The organism is Deinococcus sp. NW-56, assembly GCF_002953415.1.
Taxonomy (GTDB): Bacteria; Deinococcota; Deinococci; order Deinococcales; family Deinococcaceae; genus Deinococcus.
Window position 1 is genome coordinate 963,819 of the sequence record NZ_CP026516.1, and the last position, 15,530, is coordinate 979,348.

The following is a 15,530-nucleotide window of genomic DNA, read 5'->3' on the forward strand; positions in this document are numbered from 1 at the left end:
CCCTCACGGTCCTACGCGGCACCGCCGTCGCAGCCGCCACCATCAGACCCGCTGCCCAGGTCGCAGGCGTCCCCGACACTGCCTCCGACGATGGAATCGCTGTCTGCGCTGCGGAGGAGAGGCAGGAAACCGCTCCGGGGAATCGTTCCCAGCCCCAGGATGACCAGGACGCCACCCAGCACCGAGGCCCAGTCCCAGGGCAGCAGGAAGCACAGGGTGGCAAGCAGCAGAGCAACGGCGAAAAAAGGGAGTCGCATAGAAAACCTCCGGACCGCGAATGGAATGGGGGAACCTCCTGCAGTTGAGCAGAGGACCGTCAAGCCAGCGTCAGCCGGGAGGCCCGGTCCACGACCCGCCGGTCCAGCAAAGGGGCCGGGGCGGGTGCTCCGGCCTCCCTCCTTCATCCGTGCCTACACTTCCAACGGCACATCCACGCCGAGTTCGGCCAGCACGGTGCGGATCGCCGCCGTGTCCATTCCGGCGCGGGCGTGGACGCTCTCCACCGTCGCGTGCTCCTGAAACTCGTCGGGGAGGCCCAGCACCCGCACGGGCACCCGCAGGCCCATCCCGTTCAGCGCTTCGAGCACCGCACTTCCGAAGCCGCCCACGATGGTGTTGTCCTCCACCGTGATCAGGGCGCGGGCTTTGCCCGCCACCTCGCGCAGCATCGCCTCGTCGAGCGGCTTGACGAAGCGGGCATTCACCACACCCACGCCGGGGAGGCCCTCGGCGGCCTTGCGGGCGTAGTCCAGCGCCTTGCCCCCGGCCAGGAGAACCACGTCGTCCCCCTCCTGCACGCGCTCCCAGGTGCCCCATTCCAGCTCGGGCCAGGTGCCCTCCGGCACGCGCTCGGTGTTGCCGCGTGGGTAACGGATGGCGAAGGGGCCGGGATGCTCCTGCGCGTACTTCAGCATCCCGCGCAGCTCGGCGGCGTCCTTGGGGAGGCCAATCCGGACGTTGGGAATCGAGCGCAGGTAACTCAGGTCGAAGACCCCGTTGTGGGTGGCCCCGTCCGCCCCCACGATGCCCGCCCGGTCGATGGCGAAAGTCACGTTGAGGTTCTCGATCGCCACGTCGTGCAGCACCTGATCGTAAGCCCGTTGCAGGAAGGTCGAATAGATCGCCACGACGGGCCGCAGCCCCTGCAAGGCCATACCTGCCGCCGCCGTGACGGCCACGTCCTCCGCGATGCCCACGTCGAGGTAGCGGTGGGGGTGGACCTGGCTGTAGCGCACCAGCCCGCTGCCCTCGCGCATGGCGGGGGTGACCACGAAGGTGCGGGGGTCGCGGGCGGCGAGTTCGGTCACCGCGTCCCCGAAGGCGCTGCTCCACGAGTAGGCGCTGCTCGGCGCGTACTCCCCGGTCGCGGGGTCGAACTTGGCGGGGCCGTGCCAGAAGATGGGGTCGGCCTCGGCGTAGCTCAGGCCCTTGCCCTTCTTGGTGACCACGTGCAGCAGCGTGGGGCCGTCGAGGTCCACGAGGTGTTCGAGCAGCCACACGAGTTCCTGCACGTTGTGCCCGTCCACCGGCCCGACGTAGCGCAGGCCCATCGCCGCGAAGGGGTTCACGCTGGCCGGGTCGAAGAAGTGCCGGGTGGAACTCTTGGCGCGGCTCATCAGGTCGGCCAGCGGCTTGCTGAGCGCCTCCACCGCCTTTTTGCCCGCCCCCTCACCCTCCTGGAACCACTTCTGGACCTGCAGGCCGCGCATGAACTTGTTCAGCGCCCCCACGTTCTCCGAGATGCTCATCTCGTTGTCGTTCAGGACAATCAGCATGGGCCGCCCCAGGTCCCCGATGGTGTTCAGCGCGGCCAGGGCCATGCCGCCCGTCAGTGAGCCGTCCCCGATCACGGCGGCGATGCGGTGCTTTTGCCCCTGCGCGTCGCGGGCCAGCGCCATGCCCAGTGCGTTGGCCAAGGACGTGCTCGCGTGCCCTACCGTGATCGCGTCGTGCTCGTTCTCGCTGACCTTGGTAAAGCCGCTCAGCCCCCCCTCCTTTTTCAGGGTGGGCATCTGCCCCCGGCGTCCGGTGAGCATCTTGTGCGCGTAGGCCTGGTGCCCCACGTCGAAGAGGATGCGGTCGCGCGGCGAGTCGAGGACGTAGTGCAGCGCCACGATCAGGTCGGTGGCTCCCAGCGAGGACGCGAGGTGCAGTCCGCCCACCGAGCAGACCCGCACGATCTCGTCCCGCAGTTCGGCGGACAGCTGCGGCAGGTCCTCGCGGGCGAGCGTCTTGAGGTCTTCCGGACTGTGGATGCGGTCGAGGAGGGGAGTCAGGGGTTCAGTCATGGGACGCCTCCTGGCGGGTGGGCACGGGGCCGGTCATGGCCCCACGGTAGCGGGTGGGGAGGCTCACGGCTTCCCCCCAAAGTTGCGGGCGGTCAGGAGCAGGCCCTCCGGGGTGCGGACCTCGCCCACGAAGGGCGCAAACCACAGCTGCTGCACCTGCGGCGAGAAGAGGCCGCCCACGTCGTCCCCGATCTGCCGGGTGACCACCCAGACCTCGAAGGTCCCGGCGGGGGTGGTGACCCGGCGGCGGTCCTGCACGTCGTAGCGGTAGCGCAAGGTGCCCTGGGCCTGCACCTTGCCGTCGTCGCCGGTCAGGGTCACCCGGCTGACGCCCTCCCAGTTCAAGCCTACCCGCCACGCGCCCTCGGCGGGGGCCTCCAGCCACGCGGGGTCCAGCCGCACACTCACGCCGGGTTTGCGAAAGCCCAGCAGCCGCACCCCCTCGGCGCCGATCTGCCGGAACCACGTCTGCTGGGCGCCGCGCCCCGTCAGCTCGAAGGCCAGCGCCGTCTGCCCGGCGAACACCGTCGGCCCCAGCGCCCGCAGGGTGTAGGGCTGCCCGCCCGCCGCCTCGCCCTCGGGCTGGTAGGTCCAGGTCAGGCCCGTCTCCAGCGGGGAGAAGGACACGCGGTTGACGGGCGTGCTTGACGCCACGGGCGTCCCCTGCGACTGCGGTGCCGTGGCGGGCGCACAGCCCACCAGCAGCGCTGCCCCCAGGAGCGCTGGGGAAAGGATTCGGCGGAGGTGGCCGGACATGGTGGACAGGGTAAGGCTGGGCATCCCCTCCATTCTGTCAGCCATCATGAAGTTCCGCTGACGGGTGGGGGAGGGCCACAGCAAAAGAGGGCACCCGGCGGTGCCCCCACGAGGACCGGGTGGGCCTCAGCCCTGGCTGTCGCTGGGAGGGGTGCTGCCCTGCCCCGCGCCGCCCTGGCCGCCCTGCACCCGCGCCTTGAGCGCGGCGAAGGCGTCGTCGAGTTCGCGGTCGCGCCCGAGGTCGGCGAGCTGGGCGTCGAGGTCGCCCTCCTGCCGCAGCTGGGTCATGGCCTGGTTGCGGTCTTCCATGTGCAGGACCTTGCGTTCCATGTCCTCGAAGGCGTCCATCGCGCCGCCCGCCTTGCCGAAGCCGCTGACGCGCTCCAGGGTCGCTCCGGCCTGCGCGGTCTTCTGCCGGGCAGCGAGCAGCGACTTGCGCGACTCCATCTCGTCGATCTTGGCTTCCAGCGCCCGGAGCTGGGTCTTGAGCTGATCGACCGTGGCCGTCTGGGTGCCGACCTGCTCCTCGAACCCCCGGGCGAGGTCCTTGTGGTTCTGCGAGCGGCGCAGGGCCTCGCGGGCAAGCTCCTCGTTCCCGGCCCGCAGCGCCTCTTCCGCCTTCTTCTCGTATTCCTCGGCGAGCTTGCGGTTGGTGCCCGACTCGCGGGTGAGCTTGGCGCTCTGGCTCATGGCCTCGGCCACCTCGCTGCGGGCCTCGGCGTAGGCCGAGCGCATGTCGAGCAGGGCCTGGTCGATGATCTTGGCGGGGTCCTCGGCGCGGCTGATCAGGTCGTTGACGTTGGCACGGAGCAGGCGGGACAGGCGATCGAGAATGCTCATGGGTGGTTCCTCCTTGCGGTCATGATTACGCAGGGGGGCCAGCGTGGGTTGCGTCCGGGCCAAAGCCTCAAGGGGACGTGAAGTGCTGGATGAAAGGCGCAGGGGAGGCGGGCCAGATGGCTGCCTCCCCCCACGTTGGTGCAACGGCGCTCAGAAGATGATCGGCCTCAGCCCCACGCTGGCCGACCCGCAGGCGACCGTGACGTTGTTGCCCGCCGGGCTGAAGGTGCAGCCCAGCGCCCGCAGGCCCGCGAGCGGGAAAATCAGGTTCTTGCCGTCCGAGGCGGGGACCAGCGGAAGCTGCACGGTGCCCGAGCCGAGTTGCGCGGCCTTCTGGCCCGCCGTCACGGTGAGGGGGTCGCCGCCGCTGCGGGCGAGGCGGAACTTGCCGCCCCCCAGCGAGGTCACGTTGACCACACCCACGAGGTCGCTGCCCAGGACGTAGGGCTCGCCTCTCACCACGCCCGCCGGGGTCGCGGGACGGGGAGCCGCCGCCGTGGCCGTGGCCTGCGCCGCGTCCACCACCAGCAGCGTCTCGGTGGCCGAGAGGGGCGCCATCAGCAGGTAGGCGGCCACCGGGCCATTCGCGGTGCCCGACACCAGCAGCGAGCTGGCCTGGCTGTTCGCGGGGGTCTTCCAGTCCCCCAGGGCGCGGGTGCCCAGCTTGCCGCGCACGAGTGCCCGCGTAGACGCGGGGGAGTTCTTGACGTACAGGCACACCGCCGCCGCACTGACCTTGAGGGTCCCTGGGCAGCTCACGATCTGGCCCTTGACGGCGCCGCTGATCTCCACGGCAAGGCTGCTCGCGGCGCGGGCGGTCGCGGCCGAGACGGTGGCTTTGGGCGCCGCCGCAGGGGTGGCGGGAGCCGTCTGCGCGGCGGCGAGGCTGAGGAACCCGCTGAAACCGAGGCCCAGCAGGGCAGCACTGGAGAGTTGACGCATGAACGGCATCTTAGCCACCGACCATGAGGTGTTCACGGGGGGCCTCCACATGAAGGCGTCAGCTTCTTCATGAAGGGGTGGTGCCGGGGTGCGTCCCGCCGGGCGGGGGCCTCAGGTACACTCGGGGCCGTGCCTGCCTTTCGCCTCCTGCTGCTCCTGCTGGGTTTGCTTGTCGGATGGGGTGCCGGGCAACTCCTCGCCGCGAGCACCGGGGACGACGGGACCGCCTGGGTCAACACCCTCAGCCTGATGCTCGCCGGGGCGCTGGCGGCCCTGCTGCTGGGTCCCCACGCCGAGCGCACCGCCACGCGGCTGTGGGACCGCCTCAGCCGCTGGTACGGGGGCCTCTCGCCCCGGCGGGTGGCGGCGGCGACTTTCGGGCTGATGGTGGCGCTGCTGCTCAGCGTGCTGCTGGGGCCGCTGGTGCGCTCGCTGCCCTTTTACGCCTGGCCCCTGAGTCTGCTGGTGACGGCTGTGCTGGCCGCCTTTTTCGTGCCTTTCGCGGTGCGGCACGAAGGCGCCTTCGGCTTTCTGGACGTCGGGCCGGTGCGGCGGCGCTCCGGCGGCAAGATTCTGGATTCCAATGTGATTATCGACGGCCGGGTGCTGGACCTCGCCCGCAGCGGCTTTCTGGAGGGCGAGGTGATGGTGCCCGGCTTCGTGCTGCGCGAGCTGCAACTGCTGGCCGACAGCCAGGACGCCCAGAAACGCACGCGCGGCAAGCGGGCGCTGACCCTGCTCGAGGACCTGCGGGCGGCGCGTCCCCTGCGCGTCGAGGACTGGGACGACCCCGCCCTGCCCACCGTGGATGACAAGCTGGTGCGCCTCGCCCGCGAGACCGGCGCCAAGCTGCTGAGCAACGACGCCAATCTCGCCCGCGTCGCGCGGCTGCACGGGGTGGAGGTGCTGAGCCTGCATACGCTCGCGCTGGCCCTGCGGCCCCAGGTGCAGGCCGGGGACGTCCTCACCGTGACGGTCACCAAGGGCGGCCAGCAGCCCGGCCAGGGGGTCGGCTACCTGGAAGACGGCACGATGGTCGTCGTGGAGGGCGGCATCAAGCTGCGCGGCAAGCCCGCCCGCGTGCAGGTCGTCAACAACGTGCAGACCGGGGCCGGGCGCATGATCTTTGCCCGCCCGGAGGACGCCGGGGCCGCCTGACCCGTCCGCGTTGCCCCGCTCCTGCCGGGGGCGGATACTGGAGTCATGGACCCCGCGCCCGGCCCCGATCCGTCGCCTCCCGCCGTGCGCTCCTCCCGGCGGCGGGACAAGCAGCGACGTGGTCAGCGGCGGCGCAAGGATGCCCAGGGGGGACTCTTCGCCCTGCTGATCCCGATCTTCGTGCTGAGCCAGGTGTTCTCGCGGGGCAACCCGCTGCCGGGGCTGGCAGTGCTGCTCCTCGTGGCGTTGGCGCTGCTGCTGCTGTTCGGCAACCCCCGCACGGGCGCGAACCTGCGGGCGGTCTTCACGCGGCCCGAGGCAGCGGCGGTCCTCGCCCTGCTGATTCCAGCGGTGGCCGTCAGCGGCGTGTTCGGCGGGCCGTGGCTGATGCTGGCGGTGCTGTCGCTCGCCTTCGTGGGGCTGGGGCTGGCGGCCTTCCGGGGGGTGGACCTGATTTACGAGGCCGGGCTGACTTCGGCCCCGCCCGTCCCCGCCGTCCCCCAGCCTGCGCCCGCCGCCCTTCCTGCCCAGCCCAGCGCTGAAGTCCTCCCACAGCTCGACGTGCGCGAGCTGTGCCGGGGGCTGCCTTCCGCGCTGGCGGGCGAGGTGCTGTCCACCGTCGACCACCTCGAAACCGTGGCGGTGCAGGCCCGCGAGGGTGGGGATACCCGCCGCGCCTTCGACGCCCGGCAGGGCCTGAGCGACTACCTCCCCGGCACGGTGCAGGCCTGGAAGGCGCAGCCGGAAGACGAGCGCGACCCCGCCGAACTCGAACGCGCCCTGGGGCAGATTCGCCGCATCGCCGGATCGGACACCTCCTCCCGCGAGAGCGCCCGCCGCGCCTGGGAAACTCAGCAGCGCTTTCTGGAGGCCCGGACGGATAAGAGTCACGGCGACCCGGAGTGACCCGGCCGGGGGCTTGAACCGGACGTAACGTCAGCCCTTACGGTGAGGTGCGGAGGGAAGCGGTGAAACTCAGAATCGGTGAACTCGCCCGGCACAGCGGTGTCACGGTGCGGACCCTGCGCCACTACGACCAGATCGGCCTGCTCTGCCCCGGCGAGCGCACCGACGGCGACCACCGCCTCTACTCCGAGGGCGAGGTGCGGACCCTGCACCAGATTCAGACCCTGCGCACGCTGGGGCTCTCGCTGGACCAGATTCGCGGGGCACTGCACGACCCGGTCCATGATCCCGCCGCCGTTCTCGCCGCCCATATCCGCCTGCTGGAGGAGCGGCTGGAGCGCGAGCAGACGCTGCTGGAGCGTCTACGGCGGCTGGACCCGCGCGGGGCGAGCTGGGCCGAACTTCTGGAGGTGATTCGAATGAACGAGAAGGTGGAGAAGATGCTGGACGTGGCCCGTCAGGTGGGCGAGCAGCCTAAATTTGACGACGAGCAGATGAAATACCTGGAGCAGCGGCGCGAGGTTGTCGGCGAGGCCCGCATCAAGGAAGTCGAGGCCGAGTGGCCCCGCCTCATGGCCGAGGTGCTGCGCGAGATGGAAGCGGGGACCCACGCGTCGGACCCGCGTGTCCTCGACCTCGCCCGGCGCTGGCAGGGACTGGTGGCCGAGTTCACCGGGGGCCGCCCGGACATCGGTGGAACACTGAACGAGTCCTATCAGGCCCACCTGACGCCGGAGATGCAGGCGATGTGGAGCTACATCGGGGAGGCGATGGGGCACCTGAAGTGAAGTCAGCACAAGCGGCGGCCCGTGCGCATGGGCCGCCGCTTTGATGTGCGCTGCTCAGTCTTTGACGAGTTCAATCCCCGCCAGTTCGTCCACCGGCAGGCCCCACTCGTTCATCGCGGCGATGAAGGGATCGGGGTCGAACTCCTCGACGTTGTAGACGCCGGGCTTCATCCACGTTCCCTGAAGCATCAGCATCGCGCCGATCATGGCGGGCACGCCCGTCGTGTAAGACACGCCCTGCGCCTGCACTTCGCGGTAGCACTCGGCGTGGTCCTTCACGTTGTAGATGAAGTGGACGTTCGGCTGGCCATCCTTGCCCAGCCCCTTGGCCTGCACGCCGATGCAGGTCTGCCCGGTGTAGCCTTCCGCCAGCGACTCGGGCGCGGGCAGCACGGCCTTGAGGAACTCGATGGGGGCAATCTGCATGCCCCGGAAGTTGATCGGCTCGATGGAGGTCATGCCGATGCCCTCCAGCACGCTCAGGTGCTTGATGTACGCCTCGCCGAAGGTCATCCAGAACCGCGCCCGCTTGATGGTCGGGAAGTTCTGGACCAGCGACTCGAGTTCCTCGTGGTACAGCACGTAGCTCTTGCGGGTCGCCACCTTGGGGTAGTAGATGTCCTGGCTGATCTCCAGCGGCGCGGTTTCCACCCACTCGCCGTTTTCCCAGTAGCGGCCATTCGCTGTGATCTCGCGGATGTTGATCTCCGGGTTGAAGTTGGTGGCGAACGCCTTGCCGTGGTTACCGTTGTTGCAGTCCACAATGTCGAGGTAGTGAATCTCGGAGAAGTGGTGCTTGGCGTGGTAGGCGGTAAACACGTTGGTCGCGCCGGGGTCGAACCCGCAGCCCAGCAGCGCCATCAGCCCGGCCTGCTCGAAGCGCTCGCGGTAGGCCCACTGCCACGAGTACTCGAACTTCGCCACGTCACGCGGCTCGTAGTTGGCGGTGTCGAGGTAATGCACGCCCGTCTCCAGGCAGGCGTCCATGATCGTGAGGTCCTGGTAGGGCAGCGCCACGTTGATCACGAGCTCGGGGCCAAACTCGCGGATCATGGCGGCGAGTTCGGGCACGTTGTCGGCGTCCACCGCTGCCGTGGTGAACTTCGTCCGGCTCTGGGGGAAGTGCTCGTGGATTTCCGCCACGATCTTGTCGCACTTGCTCACCGTGCGGCTGGCGAGCAGCACCTCGGTGAACACGCTGTCGTTCTGGGCGCACTTCTTGGCGACCACGTTGCCCACGCCACCCGCGCCGATAATCATGACCTTGCTCATCGGGGGCCAGTGTACCCGCTCGCGGCTGCTAGCCTGCGCCCCATGCGGACCTTTGGCCTGATCCTGCTCGCCTTCGTGACCGGCGTGGGCCTGATGGTTGCTGCCCTGTCGTGGCAGGGCCGCGCCGCCCGCGAATACGCGGAGGAGGCGGTGCGGGCCGCCGTCCGCGCGGGCATCACCCAGGAGACCCCCTGCGCCGCCGTGCTGAAGCGCGAGCCGCCCGCCACCGTGCAGGGCTGCGTCGTGGGAGTGCAAGACGGTCAGCTCGCCGCCACTGTGACGCTGGAAGGCGGGCGAGTGTCAGTGGCGCGGCCCTGAGTGCTCCCAGAACTCTTGCCCGGCCCCGGATGGGGTACGGTCGGGGGATGCTGACTCTTCAGGGAACGTACCAGGTCGCGCCCAACAAGCGCCTCATCATCCTCGCTGAACCGCAGGGCACGCACGCGCAGATGCCGCTGCTGCGCGGCGACGCCCAGGCGCTGCGGGCCGCGTGCGAGGTGGGCGAGGGCCGCTGCGAGGTGCAGGTGCAGACCCAGCACGGCCCCATGCGCGGCACGCTGGTGGAAAAGCGGCCCCGCAAGTTCTCGCTGTGGCAGTTCGAGGGCCACCTCGGCTTCCTGCCGCGCGAGGAACGCGCCTGATACGCAGCCCCTGACCAGCGCGGGGGTTCTCCCGGCCGGGCAGATGTGGTCTGCTGGCCCCATGACCACTGCTGTGGCGGACCTCTACCTCTCTGACGTGCGGTCACGGATGCGTGGCGTCAAGACGCTGGGGGACGGGGCGCTCGCGCAACTTCAGTCCGGCGAGTGGCACACGGCGCTTTCGGAAGGGGGCAATTCTGCGGCCGTCCTCGTGCAGCACATGGCGGGCAACATGCACTCGCGCTGGGGCGGCCTGCGCGGGGGGTACGCGCCGGGCATGGAGGGGGAGACGCCGGGCCGCCACCGCGACGCCGAGTTTGAGGAGGGCAACCGAGCCGGGGACGAACTGCGCCAACTCTGGGAAGACGGCTGGACCGTCTTTCTGGACGCGCTGGACCACCTGCGGCCCGCCGACCTGACGGGCACGCTGACCATCCGGGGGGAGCCGCACACCGTGCTGGAGGCAATTCAGCGGCAGGTGGCCCACTACAGCGGACACGTCTATCAACTCGTGCTGCTGGTCAAGACCCTGCGGGGCGCGGACTGGCAGACCCTCAGCATTCCGCGTGGCGGGTCGACGGCCTATAACGCGCGGCTGGAGGCCGAACACCGCTGAGCTTCAGCGGTTGCTCTTGCGAAAGAGCCCGCCCTGACCCGCCGCCGCGTCCCGCACCGCTTGCTCCATCAGCGTGACGATCTGCGACACAGGGAGGGTAAAAAAGCCCGCCTCGCCCCGTGCGTGCGCGGCCCGCCACGTCTCGTACCCGCCGCCGTCGTCGGCCATGACGCCCTGCTCTAGCAGTTCGGTCACGCTCTGGCGCACCTCGGCCTCGCGGATGGGCAGGTGGCCGATAGAGGTGGTCAGGCCGCTCTCGGTCAGCGGGCTGGGAATTCGCAGGCCCTGAAGCTGGACGTGCAGCAGGGCCTCGCCGCCCACCGTCTCGCGGCGCAGGACGATCAGGGTGGAGCCTTCCTCGCCGGGGCGGGTGCGGTAGGCCCAGCGCTGGCCGGGGGCGAAGGTCGGAGTGGGGTCGGTCATGGCCCCAGGCTAGCCGACGCCACCGCACCCCCACTACCGGGGCGCTAGCCTCCCTCCCATGAGTGGTGACGGCCTGCCCGAACGGTTTGACGTGATCGTCCACCCCGCCCGCGAACTGCGCGGCGAGGTGCGGGCGCAACCCAGCAAGAACTACACGACCCGGTATCTGCTCGCGGCGGCGCTGGCCGAGGGGGAGACGCGGGTGGTGGGGGCTGCCACCAGCGAGGACGCGGAGGCGCTGCTGGCCTGCCTGCGCGACTGGGGCGCGGGGGTCGAGCGGGTGGGGGGAGACGTGACCGTGCGCGGCTTCGGGGCACATCCACGGCCCGGCGTGACCCTCAACCCCGGCAACGCGGGCGCGGTGGCCCGCTTTCTGATGGGGGTGGCTGGGCTGACCACGGGCACCACCTTCGTCACCGACCACCCCGACTCGCTGGGACGGCGGCCCCAGAGCGACCTCCTCGCGGCGCTGGAGCGGCTGGGAGCACGGGTGACGAGCGAGGGCGGACGCCTCCCGATCACGATTTCCGGCCCGGTGCGCGGCGGCGCGGTGGAGGTGAGCGCCGAACGCTCCAGCCAGTACGCCTCCGCGCTGATGTTCCTAGCACCGCTGTTGCCGGAGGGGCTGGACTTGCACCTCGCAGGCGAGATCAAGAGCCATGCCCCGCTGCGGCAGACGCTGGACACGCTGGCGGCCTTCGGGATTCAGGCGACGGCCTCGGGCGATCTGCGCCGCGTGTCCATTCCCGGCGGGCAGGCGTACCGGGCGGGGCGCGTGCCCGTGCCGGGGGACTATCCGGGGAGTGCGGCCCTCCTCGCCGCCGCCGCCGTGCTGCCGGGCGAGGTGACGGTCACCAACCTGCGTGAGCATGACCTTCAGGGCGAACGCGAGGCTTTGGCCGTGCTGCGCGAGATGGGCGCGGAGGTTGTGCGCGAGGGCGACCGGGTGACGGTGCGCGGCGGACGGCCCCTGCGGGCGGTGACCCGCGACGGCGACGGTTTCACGGACGCGGTGCAGGCTCTCACCGCCGCCGCCGCCCTTGCCGACGGCACGACCACCTGGGAGAACGTGGCGACCCTGCGGCTCAAGGAATGCGACCGCATCAGCGACACCCGCCGCGAGCTGGAGCGGCTGGGGCTGACGGCGAGCGAGACGGGGGGCAGCCTTAGCGTGACGGGCACGGGGCGAATTGCCGGGGGCCTCACCGCCGACGGGCACGGCGATCACCGGATGATCATGCTGCTGACCGTGCTGGGCCTCCGGGCCGACGCCCCCATTCGCATCAGCGGGGCGCACCACATCCGCAAGAGCTATCCGGAATTTTTCCGACATCTGGAGGGGCTGGGGGCACGCTTCCAGTATGTGGAGGCCACGCGGGATTGACCGCCGTCACGGTTCCGGCTCACGGCCCCGTGATCTTCTGCCCCCATGCGGAAACGATTGCTGATGGCGGGGATGCTGGCGCTGGCGGGCATGGCGGGCGCACAGGCCCCCACCCTCAAGGCCCCGGACGGCTTCAAGGTCACCGTGTACGCGGACGGCTTCCAGCAACCGCGTTTCATGGCGGTCGCCCCAAACGGCGACGTGTTTCTCTCGGATTCGCGGGCGGGGAGGGTCGTGGTGCTGCCCGACCGTGACCGCAACGGGCGGGCTGACCGCCAGATCGTCTTCGCGTCGGGGCTGAACCGCCCGCATGGGCTGGCCTTCCACAATGGTTTCCTGTACGTGGCGAACACGGACGGGGTGGTGCGCTTCCGGTACGCGAGCGGGCAGACGAAGGCGAGCGGGGCCGCGCAACGTGTCGTCTCGTTGCCTGCCAACGGCGGCCACTGGACCCGCACCGTGGAGTTTGGCCCCGACGGGCGGATGTACGTCTCGGTCGGCTCCAACTGCAACGTCTGCGAGGAAACCGACGACCGCCGCGCCGCCGTGTGGGTCTACGACGCCGACGGGAAGAACGGCAAACCCTACGCGACGGGCCTGCGCAACGCGGTCGGGCTGGAGTGGTTCGGCGGCGCCCTCTACGCCACCAACAATGGCCGGGACATGCTGGGCGACGACCTTCCGCCTGAGGGTTTCTACAAGCTGAGGGCAGGCGGCTTCTACGGCTGGCCCTACTGCTACACGGTGAGGGCAGGGCAGGCGCAGGTCTGGGACAAGGACTTTGGGCAAAAGAGCGCGGCGGTCTGCAAGTCCGCGACCCCCGCCTTCGCCCTGACGACCGCACATTCCGCGCCGCTGGGCCTCGCCTTCTACACGGGCAAGACTTTCCCCAACACCTACCGGGGCCAGATGTTCGCCGCCCTGCACGGCTCGTGGAACCGCAGCGAGAAGAGCGGGTATAAGGTCGTCACCGTGAACCCCCAGACGGGCCAGGTGCGCGACTTCCTGACCGGCTTCCTGCGGGGTGACGAGGTGCTGGGGCGCCCGGTGGACCCGGTGGTGGCGCGGGACGGGGCGCTGCTCGTCACCGACGACGGCGAGGGGCGGGTCTGGCGGATTCAGTACGTGGGACGGTAGGACTCCGGGCCTCCTGACCGGGACGCAGGGTGGGCATCCCGGTCTCTTGGTCTGACTACACTGACCCATGACCACCACCCTCCCCGCCCCGCCCGCGCCCGTCGCCGCGCCTCCCCGCGCGACCCCGGCGCAGAACCTCGTCACGCTGGGGCTGGGGTGGTGGCTGACCACGGGCATCTTCGTGGACGGCTGGGCGCACAACCGATACGGCGAGAGCCTGGAGACCTTCTTCACGCCCTGGCATGCGCTGTTCTATTCGGGCTTCTTGGCGGTGGCGGCGTGGGTGCTGTGGCTGGGGTACCGGGGCTGGCGGTCGGGGCGGCGGGGCCTCGCGGCCTTTCCGGAGGGGTACGCCCTCGCCGCGCTGGGGGTGCCGATCTTCGGGCTGGGCGGGCTGGGGGACATGACCTGGCACACCGTCTTCGGGATCGAGGTCGGTATCGAGGCGCTGCTCTCGCCCACCCACCTGCTGCTGTTCGCGGGCGCCTCGTCCATCTTGGCGGCCCCGCTGGTGAGCAGTTGGCGGGTGCCCACGCCCCGCGCGGCCCCGGCGGGGGTGGTGTGGCCCGCCGTGCTGTCGGCCACGGCGCTGCTGAGCTTCACGTCCTTTATGCACATGTACCTGTGGGGCCTGCTGGCCGCTCCGCAGGGCCTGGGCTACGTGCAGACGCGCGGGGAGCTGGGCAGCATCCTGCTCACCGCGCTGATCCTGGCTGCGCCCCCCCTTCTGCTGCTGCGGCGCTTCCGGCTGCCTTTCGGGGCCATGACCCTGATGTATGGGCTGAACACCCTGCTGATGACCCTGATGCTGGTGCCCGGCGAGTGGCGCGTGCCCCTGCTGATGCTCGCCGCCGGGCTGGTGGCCGACGCGGGGCTGCTGCTGCTGAACCCGTCCCCGGCGCGGCCCTGGGCGCTGCGGGCCTTCGCCTTCCTGTTGCCGCTCGCCGTGTGGGTGCCGTATCTGGGCGGGCTGGCGCTGCTGGGCCTGACCAACCTCAGCCTGGAGCTGTGGCTGGGCGTCGCGGTCATGGCCGGGCTGGGCGGCGTGGGGCTGAGTGCGCTGGTGGTGCCGCCACCCGTGCCCGCCGAAGCGGGCGGCTGATAGCCTCCCCCCATGACCCCCCGCACGCCCGAGGAAGTCCGGGCCTTTTTCGACGCCCACCGCACCGTTCGCCAGTACGTCACCGGGGAGGACGGCTCGCCCCTCCCCATGCCACCCGAGCATCTGGACGTGCTGCTCCACGCCGCGCAGCGTGCCCCGACCGACGCGACGGCGCAGCTCTACTCCTTCATCCGCCTCGTTTCGCCGGAGGTCCGGGCGCGGGTGGCCGAGCTGACCACGAACGCGCATGTGCAGACGGCCTCTGAAGCCTTCGTAATCTGCCTGGACGTGCGGCGGGTGGGCCAGTTCCTACGAGTCGCCGGGCACGAGGTCGGGCACTGGCCTGCCATCGGGGTGCATTTCGGCCTCGGGGACGCGGTAATGGCGGGGCAGAATCTGCTGACCGCCGCTGAGCTGCTGGGCTATCAGGGCTGCTGGATCGGTGGGGTGATGAATGGGTTGGAGGGGCTGCTGGACGTGCTGGAGCTGCCCGAAGGGGTGTTGCCCTTCGCTGCCCTCACGGTGGGCCTTCCCGCCGAGACGCCATCCCAGCGTCCGCGCGTGCCCCGGTCCCTCGTCGTCCATGAGGACCGCTACCGGGACGGAACTGACGAGGAGTTGCGCCAGGCCATCGAGGTTATGAATCCCATCGCCGCGCGGCGAGATCAGCCCGGCGACTGGGCGCGGCTGCTGCGGGCGTACTGGGCACCGGGCGGGGGTATGGAGAAGCGCGAGCCGCACCTCATCGCGGCGCTGAGGCGGCAGGGGCTGTGGGCCGGGGAGGAGGCGGAGGCGACCGTGCCCCCGGCCGAGGCCGCGCCCGCCCGCGAGGGGTGACCGGCTGGGCGGTGGGTGGCCTGGAACTGGCTGTCAGCCTGATGCTGGGATTGGCGCTCGTGGGGTTCCTGCTGACGTTCATTCAGTGGATGCGGTCGGCGCCTCTGGGTCGGCTGAGGATGGTCTGGGGGCTAGCCGCTTCGGTCGCAGCGCTTACGCTTCTGCTGCTGTGGTGGCACCTGCGAACGCCGGATGCCGAGTGGCAGCCCCTCGTGAGTCCGGAGCCGCCCGTCTCGGTGCCGTTCGGGAAACGTACCTTCTCCGGTCTGTTCTGGGGGTTGCAGCTTTATCTGGCTGGAGTCGCTGCCGCGACCATGTGGGCCACCCGGCCCCCGACCATGATGGAGCAGCTCAGCGTGAGGCAAATCGGGGCGCTGATGGGGATGGTGGTGCTGACCTGGCTGGCCTGGTTCATGCTGCTGCTCTGAAGTCTCTATCCT

The 15,530-nt window shown here is 70.3% G+C and carries 18 protein-coding genes; 11 read left to right on the forward strand and 7 right to left on the reverse strand.

Annotation, left to right across the window (positions count from 1 at the left end; all coding sequences use genetic code 11):
* Nucleotides 1–11: 11 nt before the first annotated feature.
* The 5 genes from C3K08_RS04910 to C3K08_RS04930 form a co-directional block, all read right to left on the reverse strand.
* Complete coding sequence (locus tag C3K08_RS04910) at nt 12–257, reverse strand: hypothetical protein (protein ID WP_104990286.1); 246 nt, start codon at nt 255–257, stop codon at nt 12–14.
* A 153-nt stretch (nt 258–410) separates the two neighbouring features.
* On the reverse strand, nt 411–2,288 hold the full coding sequence (dxs, locus tag C3K08_RS04915; RefSeq protein WP_104990287.1) for a 1-deoxy-D-xylulose-5-phosphate synthase: 1,878 nt from the start codon (nt 2,286–2,288) through the stop codon (nt 411–413).
* Nucleotides 2,289–2,351: 63 nt separating this feature from the next.
* Entirely contained in the window at nt 2,352–3,044 is a 693-nt protein-coding gene (locus C3K08_RS04920) for a DUF3108 domain-containing protein (RefSeq protein ID WP_234009170.1), read from the reverse strand.
* A gap of 126 nt (nt 3,045–3,170) precedes the next feature.
* A complete protein-coding gene (locus C3K08_RS04925) occupies nt 3,171–3,884 on the reverse strand; it encodes a PspA/IM30 family protein (RefSeq protein ID WP_104990289.1) in 714 nt (237 codons plus the stop codon).
* Between the two features lie 150 nt (nt 3,885–4,034).
* Nucleotides 4,035–4,826 (reverse strand): hypothetical protein, encoded by a 792-nt coding sequence (locus C3K08_RS04930; protein WP_104990290.1) that lies wholly within the window; start codon nt 4,824–4,826, stop codon nt 4,035–4,037.
* Between the two features lie 129 nt (nt 4,827–4,955).
* Here C3K08_RS04930 and C3K08_RS04935 point away from each other — a divergent pair, with 129 nt between their 5' ends.
* The 3 genes from C3K08_RS04935 to C3K08_RS04945 all read left to right on the forward strand — a co-directional run bounded on the left by C3K08_RS04935 (nt 4,956) and on the right by C3K08_RS04945 (nt 7,678).
* Nucleotides 4,956–5,984 (forward strand): PIN/TRAM domain-containing protein, encoded by a 1,029-nt coding sequence (locus C3K08_RS04935; RefSeq protein ID WP_104990291.1) that lies wholly within the window; start codon nt 4,956–4,958, stop codon nt 5,982–5,984.
* A gap of 45 nt (nt 5,985–6,029) precedes the next feature.
* Nucleotides 6,030–6,890: a hypothetical protein gene (locus tag C3K08_RS04940; RefSeq protein WP_104990292.1), complete on the forward strand. Its 861-nt coding sequence runs from the start codon at nt 6,030–6,032 to the stop codon at nt 6,888–6,890.
* A gap of 62 nt (nt 6,891–6,952) precedes the next feature.
* Nucleotides 6,953–7,678 carry a MerR family transcriptional regulator gene (locus C3K08_RS04945; protein WP_158679851.1) on the forward strand — a complete coding sequence of 242 codons (726 nt, stop codon included), beginning with the start codon at nt 6,953–6,955 and terminating at the stop codon, nt 7,676–7,678.
* A 54-nt stretch (nt 7,679–7,732) separates the two neighbouring features.
* Here the strand turns inward: C3K08_RS04945 and C3K08_RS04950 are convergent, their stop codons facing one another.
* Entirely contained in the window at nt 7,733–8,950 is a 1,218-nt protein-coding gene (locus tag C3K08_RS04950) for a saccharopine dehydrogenase family protein (protein WP_104990294.1), read from the reverse strand.
* Between the two features lie 42 nt (nt 8,951–8,992).
* Between C3K08_RS04950 and C3K08_RS04955 the strand changes: the two genes are divergently transcribed.
* From C3K08_RS04955 to C3K08_RS04965, 3 genes are all read left to right on the forward strand, one after another.
* The gene (locus C3K08_RS04955) at nt 8,993–9,268 is read left to right on the forward strand and encodes a hypothetical protein (RefSeq protein ID WP_104990295.1); all 276 of its coding nucleotides are present in this window, start codon (nt 8,993–8,995) and stop codon (nt 9,266–9,268) included.
* Between the two features lie 47 nt (nt 9,269–9,315).
* Nucleotides 9,316–9,591 carry a hypothetical protein gene (locus tag C3K08_RS04960; RefSeq protein ID WP_104990296.1) on the forward strand — a complete coding sequence of 92 codons (276 nt, stop codon included), beginning with the start codon at nt 9,316–9,318 and terminating at the stop codon, nt 9,589–9,591.
* Nucleotides 9,592–9,652: 61 nt separating this feature from the next.
* Nucleotides 9,653–10,207, forward strand: a complete 555-nt coding sequence (locus C3K08_RS04965; protein ID WP_104990297.1) for a DUF1572 family protein — start codon at nt 9,653–9,655, stop codon at nt 10,205–10,207.
* A 3-nt stretch (nt 10,208–10,210) separates the two neighbouring features.
* Here C3K08_RS04965 and C3K08_RS04970 read toward each other — a convergent pair whose 3' ends face one another.
* The gene (locus C3K08_RS04970) at nt 10,211–10,630 is read right to left on the reverse strand and encodes a hypothetical protein (RefSeq protein WP_104990298.1); all 420 of its coding nucleotides are present in this window, start codon (nt 10,628–10,630) and stop codon (nt 10,211–10,213) included.
* Nucleotides 10,631–10,688: 58 nt separating this feature from the next.
* Here C3K08_RS04970 and aroA point away from each other — a divergent pair, with 58 nt between their 5' ends.
* The 5 genes from aroA (at nt 10,689) to C3K08_RS04995 (ending at nt 15,518) form a co-directional block, all read left to right on the forward strand.
* Complete coding sequence (gene aroA / locus C3K08_RS04975; RefSeq protein ID WP_104990299.1) at nt 10,689–12,014, forward strand: 3-phosphoshikimate 1-carboxyvinyltransferase; 1,326 nt, start codon at nt 10,689–10,691, stop codon at nt 12,012–12,014.
* Nucleotides 12,015–12,059: 45 nt separating this feature from the next.
* Nucleotides 12,060–13,151, forward strand: coding sequence for a sorbosone dehydrogenase family protein (locus tag C3K08_RS04980; RefSeq protein ID WP_104990300.1), 1,092 nt, complete (start codon nt 12,060–12,062; stop codon nt 13,149–13,151).
* A 67-nt stretch (nt 13,152–13,218) separates the two neighbouring features.
* Nucleotides 13,219–14,253, forward strand: coding sequence for a hypothetical protein (locus tag C3K08_RS04985; RefSeq protein WP_104990301.1), 1,035 nt, complete (start codon nt 13,219–13,221; stop codon nt 14,251–14,253).
* A gap of 12 nt (nt 14,254–14,265) precedes the next feature.
* Nucleotides 14,266–15,090 (forward strand): nitroreductase family protein, encoded by an 825-nt coding sequence (locus C3K08_RS04990; protein WP_104990302.1) that lies wholly within the window; start codon nt 14,266–14,268, stop codon nt 15,088–15,090.
* A complete protein-coding gene (locus C3K08_RS04995) occupies nt 15,087–15,518 on the forward strand; it encodes a hypothetical protein (protein WP_104990303.1) in 432 nt (143 codons plus the stop codon). Before C3K08_RS04990 ends, C3K08_RS04995 begins: the two co-directional genes overlap by 4 nt.
* Nucleotides 15,519–15,530: the final 12 nt, after the last annotated feature.

Coding starts and splice junctions, on each gene's coding strand:
- C3K08_RS04910 (WP_104990286.1), bottom strand. CDS start 257: ATGCGACTCCCTTTTTTCGCCGTTGCTCTGCTGCTTGCCACCCTGTGC.
- dxs (WP_104990287.1), bottom strand. CDS start 2,288: ATGACTGAACCCCTGACTCCCCTCCTCGACCGCATCCACAGTCCGGAA.
- C3K08_RS04920 (WP_234009170.1), bottom strand. CDS start 3,044: ATGTCCGGCCACCTCCGCCGAATCCTTTCCCCAGCGCTCCTGGGGGCA.
- C3K08_RS04925 (WP_104990289.1), bottom strand. CDS start 3,884: ATGAGCATTCTCGATCGCCTGTCCCGCCTGCTCCGTGCCAACGTCAAC.
- C3K08_RS04930 (WP_104990290.1), bottom strand. CDS start 4,826: ATGCGTCAACTCTCCAGTGCTGCCCTGCTGGGCCTCGGTTTCAGCGGG.
- C3K08_RS04940 (WP_104990292.1), top strand. CDS start 6,030: ATGGACCCCGCGCCCGGCCCCGATCCGTCGCCTCCCGCCGTGCGCTCC.
- C3K08_RS04950 (WP_104990294.1), bottom strand. CDS start 8,950: ATGAGCAAGGTCATGATTATCGGCGCGGGTGGCGTGGGCAACGTGGTC.
- C3K08_RS04955 (WP_104990295.1), top strand. CDS start 8,993: ATGCGGACCTTTGGCCTGATCCTGCTCGCCTTCGTGACCGGCGTGGGC.
- C3K08_RS04960 (WP_104990296.1), top strand. CDS start 9,316: ATGCTGACTCTTCAGGGAACGTACCAGGTCGCGCCCAACAAGCGCCTC.
- C3K08_RS04965 (WP_104990297.1), top strand. CDS start 9,653: ATGACCACTGCTGTGGCGGACCTCTACCTCTCTGACGTGCGGTCACGG.
- C3K08_RS04970 (WP_104990298.1), bottom strand. CDS start 10,630: ATGACCGACCCCACTCCGACCTTCGCCCCCGGCCAGCGCTGGGCCTAC.
- aroA (WP_104990299.1), top strand. CDS start 10,689: ATGAGTGGTGACGGCCTGCCCGAACGGTTTGACGTGATCGTCCACCCC.
- C3K08_RS04980 (WP_104990300.1), top strand. CDS start 12,060: ATGCGGAAACGATTGCTGATGGCGGGGATGCTGGCGCTGGCGGGCATG.
- C3K08_RS04985 (WP_104990301.1), top strand. CDS start 13,219: ATGACCACCACCCTCCCCGCCCCGCCCGCGCCCGTCGCCGCGCCTCCC.
- C3K08_RS04990 (WP_104990302.1), top strand. CDS start 14,266: ATGACCCCCCGCACGCCCGAGGAAGTCCGGGCCTTTTTCGACGCCCAC.